Here is a 9812-nt window from a genome sequence, read left to right as displayed (position 1 = left end):
CGGTTGGCCTCGGAGTTGCTCGGGGTCAGCCCGGCAGCGGTCAGCAGAGCCGCAATACGCAGGCCTTCAGACGGGATGGCGACGTCCTGCAGCGGCAGCTGGGTGATGTCGCCCTGCCCGGTCACCGCCGCTTCCCAGCCGGCAATGGCCTGGTCAGCCGCAGCCGCGTCGTGGAAACGGGTGGCCAGTTCACGCGCCAGGCGCAGCTTGACCACGCGCGGGTTGAGATTGCCGGCGGCGACCTCTTCACGCAGCGAAACTGCTTCGGCCTGGCTGATATCAAAGGACAGCAGCTCGATCCAGCGCCACATCAGGGTGTCGTCGACCTTCATGGTCTTGGTGACGATCTCGATGGCCGGTTCGCTGATACCAATGTAGTTGCCCAGCGACTTGGACATCTTGTTGACGCCGTCCAGGCCTTCCAGCAGCGGCATGGTCAGCACCACCTGCGGCTTCTGGCCGTGGTGTTCCTGCAGGCCGCGGCCCATCAGCAGGTTGAACTTCTGGTCGGTACCGCCGAGCTCGACGTCCGCTTCCAGGGCCACCGAGTCGTAGCCCTGCACCAGCGGGTACAGGAACTCGTGGATGGCGATGGACTGCTGGGCGGCGTAGCGCTTGGCGAAATCGTCGCGCTCGAGCATGCGGGCCACGGTGTGCTGGCTGGCCAGGCGGATCATGTCGGCCGCGCCCATCGTGCTGAACCACTCCGAGTTGAAGCGCACCTGGGTCTTCTCGCGGTCCAGCACCTTGAACACCTGCTCTTCATAGGTACGGGCGTTGGCCAGCACGTCCTCGCGGCTGAGCGGCTTGCGGGTCAGGCTCTTGCCGGACGGGTCGCCGATCATGCCGGTGAAGTCGCCGATCAGGAAAATGACCTGGTGGCCAAGGTCCTGGAACTGGCGCAGCTTGTTCAGCAGCACGGTGTGGCCCAGGTGCAGGTCGGGCGCGGTGGGGTCGAAGCCAGCCTTGATCCGCAGCGGACGGCCTTCCTGCAGGCGCGCACGCAGATCCTCGATCTTGAGGATCTCGTCGGCACCACGGCCGATCAGGGCAAGGGCTTCTTCAATCGAGGACACGGTGACTACTCCCGGCTATGCCGTTTCTTGTGTGGGGTGTTAACGCCAAGTTAACCCATCCGGCTTCACAAAAGCCAATAGGCACAAGGGTTTGACGCGGTTTTCTCAGGTGTCTATGGTAACCGGCGATCAGGCCCGCGCTCCCGGGCCGCAGGAAAAAACCACTGATGCAAAATTCCGAACAAGGGCGCGCACGCAAGCAGCGCTTCCAGGAACGTCTCCACGTCCTGCACGACAACGCCCTGCACCGGAAGCTCAGGCAGCACCTACCCGCCGCATTCAATGAACGCTGGACGCGTCGCCATTGGGTGCACGCGAGCCTGTTCGCCACCATCGGCGCCCTGGTGGCGACGATCGTGCCGGGTTTCTCGCACACCATCGATTCGCCCTACCAGGAAAGCCACACCAGCCTGGCCCTGCCCTTGCCGCCGCTGTCGCTGGCACGCCAGCAGCAGACCCCCGGCGACAGCTGGCAGGTGCTGCGGGTGCAGCGCGGGCAGACCCTGAGCGATCTGTTCGACCAGGCCGGCATCCCCGCCACCACCCTGCACCGGGTGCTGGACCATCCGGGCGCGCGTGACTCGCTGACCAAGCTGCGCCCCGGGGCCGAGATCGCCTTCGACATGCCGCTCTCGGGCGACCTGCGCAGCATCCGCTTCGACCGCGATGGCGACAACCGGGTGGAACTGAGCCTGGCCGGCGATGACATCAAGGAAAAGGTGACCAAGCGCGAGACCTCCACGCGCACGGTGGTCACCAGCGGCGAGATCACCAGCTCGCTGTATGCCGCGGCCCGCCGGGCCGGGCTGTCGCCGTCGGCGATCGCGACGATGACCGACGACATCTTCAAGTACGACATCGACTTCTCCAAGGACCTGCAGCCGGGCGACCGCTTCAGCGTGGTGATGGACGAGACCTGGCGCGAAGGCGAGAAGGTCGACACGAGCAAGATCCTGGCGGCGACCTTCACCACCGGTGGCAAGACCTACTCGGGCTTCCGCTTCGAGCGCGGCGGCAAGTCGGAGTACTACGACCTCAACGGCCGTTCGCTGAAGAAGAGCTTCATCCGCATGCCGATCCCGTTCGCGCGGCTGAGCTCGACGTTCGGCGCGCGCAAGCACCCGGTGCTGGGCAAGATGCGCATGCACAAGGGCGTGGACTACGCCGCGCGCACCGGTACGCCGATCATGGCCGCCGGCGACGCCCGCGTGCAGTTCGCCGGCGTGCAGCGCGGCTACGGCAACGTGGTCATCCTCGACCATGGCCGCGGCCACACCACCCTGTACGGGCACATGTCGCGCTTTGCCAATATCAAGACCGGCCAGCGCGTGGCCCAGGGCACGGTGATCGGCTATGTCGGTTCGACCGGCCTGGCCACCGGCCCGCACCTGCACTACGAATTCCGCGTGAACGGCGAGCACCGCAATCCGCTGACGGTGACCATGCCGCCGCCGGAACCGCTGAAGGGCGCCGAGCTGGTGGCCTTCCGTGCGCAGACCGCGCCGGCCATGGCCCGTATCCAGGGCATGGAGAAGCTGATCTACGCCGAGGCCAGCCCGGCCCCGAGCAGCCGCGAGGCCGCGCCGACCGAGGTGGCCAGCGCCAAGGCCAAGCCGGGCAACAGCCACAAGCGCGGCTGACCCGCGCTGCGTTGACGAGGAAGGACGCGGCAGCCCAAGCTTGCCGCGTCCTTTTTTTATGCCCGCCATGAACACGACCGTCGACGTTGATGCCCCCCTCTACCTTGGCCTGATGTCAGGCACCAGCGCCGATGGCATCGATGCCGCGCTGGTGCAGTTCCCCGCCAGCGGCGGCTGCCGCTTCGTGCGTGGCCTGACCGCCCGCTGGGAGCCGGTGCTGCGCGCACGGCTGGTGGCGCTGGGCGAAGGCGGTCCGCTGGAGTCGGTGGAGGAGCTGGGCGAACTGGATGCGCGCATCGCGATCAACTTCGCCGCCGCCGCCAACCAGCTGCTGGACGAGGCCGGCGTGGACCGCCGCCAGGTGCGGGCGATCGGCTCGCACGGGCAGACCGTGCGCCACCGGCCGCTGGCCGACCCGGCCTTCACCGTGCAGCTGGGCGATGGCAACCGCATTGCCGAACTGACCGGGATCACCACGGTGGCCGATTTCCGCCGCCGCGACGTGGCCGCTGGCGGCCATGGGGCGCCGTTGATGCCGGCCTTCCACCTGGCGATGCTGGGCACGGCCGGCGAGGACCGCGCGGTGCTCAATCTGGGTGGCATCGGCAACCTGACCCTGATCCCCCGGCAGGGCGTGCCGCGCGGCTTCGACACCGGCCCGGCCAATGCACTGATGGATGCCTGGTGCCAGCGCCATACCGGCCGCACCTTCGACGCCGACGGGGCCTATGCGGCCAGTGGTGCGGTGGATGCACCGCTGCTGGCCAGCTGGCGTGCGGACCCGTGGTTCGACCTGCCGCCGCCCAAGAGCACCGGCCGCGAGCAGTTCCACCTGGCCTGGGCCGAGGCGCGCATGGGCGAAGGCGAGTACGCCGCCGCGGATGTGCAGGCCACCCTGCTGGAACTGACCGCGGTGACCGTGGCCGATGCATTGCTGGCCCAGCAGCCGGAGACCCGCCGGGTGCTGGTCTGCGGTGGCGGCGTGCACAACCGGCAGCTGATGCACCGGCTGGCGGCACTGCTGCCCGGCGTGGCGGTGGAATCCAGCGCCGTGCATGGGCTGGACCCGGAGTATGTGGAGGCGATGGGCTTTGCCTGGCTGGCACAACGGACGATGGATGGGCTGGCCGGCAACCTGCCGAGCGTGACCGGGGCGAAAGGGCCGCGGATTCTCGGGGCGATCCATCTGGCGTGAGGTGATGCCATCGGCCGGGCGTGGCCCGGCGCTACCCCGTCGGCGCCATCCACGCATGGCGTGGATCTACCGGAAGCCCTGCCCCGCCGGCATGGCCTGCAGGGCGGCGATCGCCGCTGACAGGGCGTCCACTTCGGGATCGCCGAAGCCGGAGCGGACCTCCAGCTCGCTGCTCAGCAGGCCCTGTTCGAGCAGCACCGAACAGGCCTGCTCGTGGCTCCAGCCGCGCGCCACGGCCACCCTTCGGATACGTTCATACAGCAGCGGGTCCACGTCCCGCAGCACTACATCGGCCATGCTCACTCCCCGTTCGCAAGGCACCGCCCCCTCGGCGCGTCCCGGGCGATCATCCCGCAGGTTGCGCAGTCAGGCAATCAGGGGGCGCTGCGGTCGTGGATGCGCGGCCACAGCCAGGCCAGCAGCAGCAGAGTCGGTACGACGGTGACCGCGCTGAGCATGAAGAAGGTGCTGTAGGAGCTGGCTTCGACGATATAGCCCGACACGCCGCCGACGAACTTGCCCGGCAGGTTGGCCAGCGACACCAGCAGGGCGTACTGGGTGGCGGTGAAGTTGCGGTCGGTGAGCGAGGACATGAAGGCCACCAGCACGGTGCCGGCGAAGCCCTGGAACAGGTTGTCGGCGCTGAGCGCGGCGTAGAACGCCCACAGCTGGCCCGGGTTGTGCGCCATCAGCAGGAAGGCGAGGTTGGACAGGGCCACGCCCAGCGCCGCCACCAGCAGCATGCGGCGGAAGCCTAAGGCGGCCACGGCGATACCGCCAAGGAAGGCACCACCGATACCCATCCACACGCCGAACAGCTTGGAGACGGTGGCGATGTCGGCCTTGTCGAAGCCCGAATCGAGGTAGAACGGGCCGGCCATCACGCCGATGACCTGGTCGGGGAACTTGAACAGCCCGACGAAAGCCAGCAGGCCCAGCGCCAGGCCGATGCCGTTGCGGGTGAAGAAGCTGGTGATCGGCTTGACGAAGGCTTCGGCGACGTCGATCCGGCGCTGCACGGCCTGCGCCGGGCGATCCGGTTCGCGGCACACCAGGGTGGTGATGATCGGCAGCAGCATCAGCCCGGCCATGGCCAGGTAGGCGACGATCCAGCCTTCGAACTGGGCCAGGTAGAGCGCGCCGGCACCGGCCAGGATCAGGCCGATGCGGTAGCCCAGCGTATAGGTGGCAGCCAGCGCAGCCTGTGCGGTTTCCGGGGCGATCTCGATGCGATAGGCATCGACCACCGAATCCTGGGTGGCGCCGGCGAAGGACGCCACCAGCACCCAGGCCACCAGCGGCCACACGCCCTGTTCGGGGCGGACGAAGGCCAGCGCGACCAGGCCGATCAGCACCGCCACCTGCGACAGCAGCAGCCAGGAGCGGCGGCGGCCGAGGAATGCCAGCAGCGGGAACGCGTAGCGGTCCAGCAGTGGGGCCCAGACGAACTTGAGCAGGTAGAAGAAGCTGGCCAGGCTGATCAGGCCGATGCTGCCCAGGTCCAGGCCGACATCACGCAGGCGGGTTGAAAGCGTCTGCGAGGCGATCAGCAGGAACGGCAGGCCGCTGCCGAAGCCCAGCAGGGCCATGGTCAGGGCCGAGGGCGTGCCGAAGGCGCGCTTGATCCCGGCCCAGCCTTTGTAGCTGGGCTTTGCAGCGGCTTCGCTCACAGGTCGTAGTCCACGGTGAACGGGGCGTGGTCGGAGAAGCGCTCGTCGCGGTAGATGGAGCAGCTGCGCAGGCGGTCACGCAGGCCGGGGGTGATGAACTGGTAATCGATGCGCCAACCGACGTTGTTGGCGCGGGCCGCGCCGCGGTTGCTCCACCAGGTGTAATCCTCGCCGGCGGGGTGCAGCAGGCGGTAGGCGTCGGCCCAGCCGCGGCCGGTGGCCACGTCGGTGGCCTGGCCGTGGTCGGCACACAGGCCGTTGAGCCAGTCGCGCTCTTCGGGCAGGCAGCCGGAATTCTTCTGGTTGGACTTCCAGTTCTTGATGTCCAGCGCCGAGCGGACGATGTTCCAGTCGCCGCACAGGACGTAGTCGCGGCCGCTGCGCGCCCACTCCTCCAGGATCGGCCGCAGCCATTCCATCACTTCGAACTTGAAGCCCTGGCGCAGGTCGCCCGAGCTGCCGGACGGGATATAGAAGGAGACCACGCTGAGATTGCCGAAGCGGGCCTCGATGTAGCGGCCTTCGTCGTCGAACGGCGCCCAGCCCAGCGAGGTGATGACCTGATCCGGCTCGCGCTTGCTGTAGATCGCCACGCCGCTGTAGCCCTTCTTGGTGATGGCGTCGCGGTAGAAGCAGTGGTGGCCGTCGGGGCGGAACATCGGATCGGTGAGCTGGTCCTCCTGCGCCTTGGTCTCCTGGATGCACAGAACGTCGGCGTCCTGGGCCCGGAACCAGTCGAGGAAGCCCTTGGTGGCGGCCGAGCGGATGCCATTGGCGTTGAAGCTGATGATGCGCATGCGGATGAACCTACGGCGGGAAACCGGGCAAGCATACCGGTTGCCCGGCGGCCCGCGCAGCCCGCCGGCCGGGCCCGGCAGGGCCTTCACAGGGCCTCAGGCGAGCGCGGAACGCCCAGCTGGATTAGGATTTGTGCTCCAAATGAAGACGAATCGAGTTTGATGAGCGACCACCGCCACCGTTTTTTGCAGCTGGCCCTGACCGCCGACGCCCTGCGCTTCGGCCAGTTCACCCTCAAGTCCGGCCGGCTGAGCCCCTATTTCTTCAATGCCGGTCGTTTCGACTCCGGCTCGCTGCTGTCCCAGCTGGGCGCCTGCTATTCGGATGCCATCGACGCCAGCGGAATCAAGTACGACGTGGTGTTCGGCCCGGCCTACAAGGGCATCCCGCTGGCCACCGCGATGGCCTGCGAGCTGGCCCAGCGTGGCCGCGACCTGCCGCTGTCGTTCAACCGCAAGGAAGTGAAGGACCACGGTGAAGGCGGCCAGCTGATCGGCGCCGACCTGACCGGCAAGCGCGTGCTGATCGTCGACGACGTGATCACCGCTGGCACCGCCATCCGCGAAGCCCTGGCCATCATCCGCGCTGCGGGCGGCATCCCGGCCGGCATCGTGGTGGCGCTGGACCGCCAGGAAATCGCCTCGGAAGCCGACCCGCGCTCGGCCGCACAGGCCGTGGCCGAAGAAGCCGGCATCCCGGTGATCGCCGTGGCGACCCTGGCCGACCTGCTTGATTTCGCCTCCGGAAACCCGGAACTTGTGGGCTACCGGCAGCCGCTGGAAGCCTATCGGGCCCAGTACGGCGTCCGTTCCGCACGCTGACCCAGGGGAAGGTCGCATGTTCCGAGTTCCTGCCATCGTTGCCACCGGCCTGCTGCTGGCGCTGCCGGCCAGCCTGCTGGCCCAGTCCGGCGCGCCGGGAAAGAAGCTGTACTGCTGGAACGAGGGCAAGGAGCGGATCTGCAGCGATTCGCTGCCGGCCGACGCGGTCAACAACGCCCGTGAGGAGTTCAATGCCAACAGCGGCGTGCGCAACGCGCAGGTACAGCGCGCGTTGACCGACGCCGAACGTGCCGCTGCCGCCACCGTGGCGGCGCAGGCGCAGCTGGACCAGATGGCAGCGCAGACCAAGCAGCGTACCGAGCAGGCCATGTTGTCGACCTACGGCAGCGAGGATGCACTGCGCAAGGTGTTCAACGAGCGCCAGGAGGTGCTCGACAACAACCTGAGCACCGCCCGCTACAACGTCACCAGCCTGCGGGATTCGCTGGTGACCCTGCTGGGGGCGGCGGGCGATCGCGAGCTGGCCGGCGGCAAGGTGGGCGACACGCAGGCCGAGGCGATCCGCCAGCGCCATGCCCAGCTGCAGGCACAGCAGCGCCTGCAGGCCAGCTTCGAACAGCAGCAGGTGACGCTGAAGGCCGAGATCGACGCCAGCCTGCAGCGCTACCGCGAACTGAAGGGCATGGCCCCGGGCGGTTGAGGCCCGGGCGACATCGGAATTTATGCACTCTTTACGCGCCGGCCCCGTCCGGCGCGTAGTGCGTTTATGGGGGGCAGGACGACGATGGCGGCCTGAGGTGGAGGGGTTCCACCAGGACGCATTTCCCATGTCCCCCTGGCTGTCGTTGTTCTGTGGCGTGCTGGTGCTGGTTGCCGCCGCCTATCTCCTTTATGTCGTGCTGCGGCCCGAGTCGTTCTGAGCGGAGCCTGCCATGACTGAGATGCTTGTGATTCTTGCTGCCAGCCTGCTGCTGGCCTGGCCGCTGGGCCTGTACCTGGCGCGCGTGATGCGTGGCGCGCCGATGAAGGTGGACGTGCTGTTCCACTGGATCGAAAAACCGCTGTACCGGCTGTTCGGCGTGGATGCCACGCGCTCGATGTCCTGGCGCGGCTACGTGCTGGCCTTCGTGCTGAGCAACGTGGTGGTGGCCGTGCTGACCCAGGCGGTGTTCATGACCCAGGCCTGGCTGCCATTGAACCCGGACCAGATCCCGAACATGCGCTGGGACACCGCGCTGCACACGATGATCTCGTTCCTGACCAACACCAACCAGCAGCACTACTCGGGCCAGGCCCAGCTGTCCTACCTCTCGCAGATGACCGGCATCACCGGCCTGCAGGTGGTGACGCCGATGATGGGCCTGGCGCTGGCGGTGGCCACGCTGCGGGCGCTGTTCGCGCGGGCGCCGCAGACCGTGGCGGCGCCTGCGGCCGGCGGTGACCGGCAGGTGCCGGTGGGCAACTACTACGTGGACGTGGTGCGCCTGTGCGTGCGCTTCCTGTTGCCGCTGTGCCTGGTCTGGACCCTGTTGCTGACCAGCCAGGGCGTGCCCTCGACGATGGCCGGCGGCCCGCAGGCCACGCCGATCGACGCCAGCGCCGGCATGGCGCAGCAGAAACTGCCGCTGGGCCCGGTGGCGGCGATGGTCGCGGCCAAGCAGCTGGGCGCCAACGGCGGCGGCTGGTACGGCCCGAACAGCAGCTTCCCGCTGGAGAACCCGACCCCGGTGTCGAACCTGCTGGAGGTGGTGGGCATCCTGCTGATCCCGATGGCGGTGATCTTCATGATCGGTGCGTTCACCGGCCGACGCCGCTTCGGCGCCCTGGTGTTCAGCTGCATGCTCGGCATGTCGCTGCTGTCCACCGGCGCGATGATGTGGAGCGAGGGCCACAGCGCCAGCGCGGCTACGCCGCTGCTGATGGAAGGCAAGGAGGTGCGCTTCGGCGCCGACGGCACCGCGCTGTGGGCGGCCGTGACCACCCAGGTCTCCAACGGCTCGGTGAACGGCATGCACGATTCGCTGGCACCGCTGAGCGGTGGCATCGCGATGGTCAACATGCTGGTCAGCGCGATCTGGGGCGGTATCGGCTGCGGCCTGCAGCAGTTCATCGTGTACCTGCTGCTGGGCGTGTTCCTGGCCGGGTTGATGACCGGGCGCACGCCTGAGCTGTTCGGCCGCAAGCTGGAAACACCGCAGGTGCGCCTGCTGGCCCTGCTGGTGCTGCTGCAGCCGATCACCCTGCTGGTGTTCACCGCGATCACCCTGGCCGTGCCCGGCCTTTCCGGCACGTCCAACCCCGGCTTCCACGGCATCAGCCAGGTCTTCTACGAGTACGTCTCGGCCTATGCCAACAACGGCTCGGGCTTCGAGGGCCTGGGCGACGCCACGCCGTGGTGGAACCTGAGCTGTTCGCTGGTGCTGCTGCTGGGCCGCTTCCCGCTGCTGATCATCCCGCTGGTGGTGGCTGCACAGCTGGCGGCCAAGCGCCAGGCACCGGAGTCTGCCGGCAGCCTGCAGATCGAAACCCCGACCTTCGCCCTGACCCTGGTCTCGGTGATCGTCATCCTGACCGTGCTGCAGTTCATGCCGGCGCTGGTACTCGGCCCGATCGCCGACCACCTGAGCCTGGGACTGCACTAAGGACACCCT

10 protein-coding genes (1 of these 10 only partly in view) are annotated in these 9812 nt (G+C 68.0%); 6 read left to right on the top strand and 4 right to left on the bottom strand.

Features of this window, described 5'->3' with window-relative positions; translation table 11 throughout:
* Positions 1 to 1076, bottom strand: the 5' portion of a protein-coding gene (tyrS, locus tag C1927_RS01765) for a tyrosine--tRNA ligase (RefSeq protein ID WP_108745772.1). Its footprint begins 136 nt before the window's first position; only the first 1076 of its 1212 coding nucleotides appear in the window; it begins with the start codon at positions 1074 to 1076; the stop codon falls past the left edge of the window.
* 167 nt (positions 1077 to 1243) lie between these two features.
* Between tyrS and C1927_RS01760 the strand changes: the two genes are divergently transcribed.
* Both C1927_RS01760 and C1927_RS01755 read left to right on the top strand, forming a co-directional pair.
* Complete coding sequence (locus tag C1927_RS01760; RefSeq protein WP_079225010.1) at positions 1244 to 2716, top strand: peptidoglycan DD-metalloendopeptidase family protein; 1473 nt, start codon at positions 1244 to 1246, stop codon at positions 2714 to 2716.
* A 67-nt stretch (positions 2717 to 2783) separates the two neighbouring features.
* On the top strand, positions 2784 to 3911 hold the full coding sequence (locus tag C1927_RS01755; RefSeq protein WP_108747748.1) for an anhydro-N-acetylmuramic acid kinase: 1128 nt from the start codon (positions 2784 to 2786) through the stop codon (positions 3909 to 3911).
* A 66-nt stretch (positions 3912 to 3977) separates the two neighbouring features.
* On the opposite strand, the gene C1927_RS01750 is transcribed toward C1927_RS01755, so the two are convergent.
* From C1927_RS01750 to C1927_RS01740, 3 genes are all read right to left on the bottom strand, one after another.
* The gene (locus tag C1927_RS01750) at positions 3978 to 4208 is read right to left on the bottom strand and encodes a hypothetical protein (protein WP_079225485.1); all 231 of its coding nucleotides are present in this window, start codon (positions 4206 to 4208) and stop codon (positions 3978 to 3980) included.
* Positions 4209 to 4285: 77 nt separating this feature from the next.
* Positions 4286 to 5581 carry an MFS transporter gene (locus C1927_RS01745; RefSeq protein WP_108745771.1) on the bottom strand — a complete coding sequence of 432 codons (1296 nt, stop codon included), beginning with the start codon at positions 5579 to 5581 and terminating at the stop codon, positions 4286 to 4288.
* On the bottom strand, positions 5578 to 6378 hold the full coding sequence (locus C1927_RS01740) for an exodeoxyribonuclease III (protein WP_079225006.1): 801 nt from the start codon (positions 6376 to 6378) through the stop codon (positions 5578 to 5580). Before C1927_RS01740 ends, C1927_RS01745 begins: the two co-directional genes overlap by 4 nt.
* A 162-nt stretch (positions 6379 to 6540) precedes the next feature.
* On the opposite strand from C1927_RS01740, the gene pyrE reads away from it, so the two are divergent.
* The 4 genes from pyrE (at position 6541) to kdpA (ending at position 9803) form a co-directional block, all read left to right on the top strand.
* Positions 6541 to 7200, top strand: coding sequence for an orotate phosphoribosyltransferase (pyrE, locus tag C1927_RS01735; RefSeq protein WP_079225004.1), 660 nt, complete (start codon positions 6541 to 6543; stop codon positions 7198 to 7200).
* A 16-nt stretch (positions 7201 to 7216) separates the two neighbouring features.
* Complete coding sequence (locus C1927_RS01730) at positions 7217 to 7861, top strand: hypothetical protein (protein ID WP_079225002.1); 645 nt, start codon at positions 7217 to 7219, stop codon at positions 7859 to 7861.
* A gap of 127 nt (positions 7862 to 7988) precedes the next feature.
* On the top strand, positions 7989 to 8081 hold the full coding sequence (locus C1927_RS01725) for a potassium-transporting ATPase subunit F (RefSeq protein WP_079225483.1): 93 nt from the start codon (positions 7989 to 7991) through the stop codon (positions 8079 to 8081).
* A gap of 12 nt (positions 8082 to 8093) precedes the next feature.
* Complete coding sequence (kdpA, locus tag C1927_RS01720; protein WP_108745770.1) at positions 8094 to 9803, top strand: potassium-transporting ATPase subunit KdpA; 1710 nt, start codon at positions 8094 to 8096, stop codon at positions 9801 to 9803.
* Positions 9804 to 9812 lie beyond the last annotated feature (9 nt).

Source organism: Stenotrophomonas sp. ZAC14D1_NAIMI4_1, assembly GCF_003086775.1.
Classification (GTDB): Bacteria; Pseudomonadota; Gammaproteobacteria; order Xanthomonadales; family Xanthomonadaceae; genus Stenotrophomonas.
This window is presented reverse-complemented; position numbering and strand designations above follow the sequence as displayed.

What these genes read in the sequence shown, in the direction of transcription:
- C1927_RS01760 (WP_079225010.1), top strand. Translation starts at nt 1,244, where the DNA reads ATGCAAAATTCCGAACAAGGGCGCGCACGCAAGCAGCGCTTCCAGGAA.
- C1927_RS01750 (WP_079225485.1), bottom strand. Translation starts at nt 4,208, where the DNA reads ATGGCCGATGTAGTGCTGCGGGACGTGGACCCGCTGCTGTATGAACGT.
- C1927_RS01755 (WP_108747748.1), top strand. Translation starts at nt 2,784, where the DNA reads ATGAACACGACCGTCGACGTTGATGCCCCCCTCTACCTTGGCCTGATG.
- pyrE (WP_079225004.1), top strand. Translation starts at nt 6,541, where the DNA reads ATGAGCGACCACCGCCACCGTTTTTTGCAGCTGGCCCTGACCGCCGAC.
- C1927_RS01740 (WP_079225006.1), bottom strand. Translation starts at nt 6,378, where the DNA reads ATGCGCATCATCAGCTTCAACGCCAATGGCATCCGCTCGGCCGCCACC.
- kdpA (WP_108745770.1), top strand. Translation starts at nt 8,094, where the DNA reads ATGACTGAGATGCTTGTGATTCTTGCTGCCAGCCTGCTGCTGGCCTGG.
- C1927_RS01725 (WP_079225483.1), top strand. Translation starts at nt 7,989, where the DNA reads ATGTCCCCCTGGCTGTCGTTGTTCTGTGGCGTGCTGGTGCTGGTTGCC.
- C1927_RS01730 (WP_079225002.1), top strand. Translation starts at nt 7,217, where the DNA reads ATGTTCCGAGTTCCTGCCATCGTTGCCACCGGCCTGCTGCTGGCGCTG.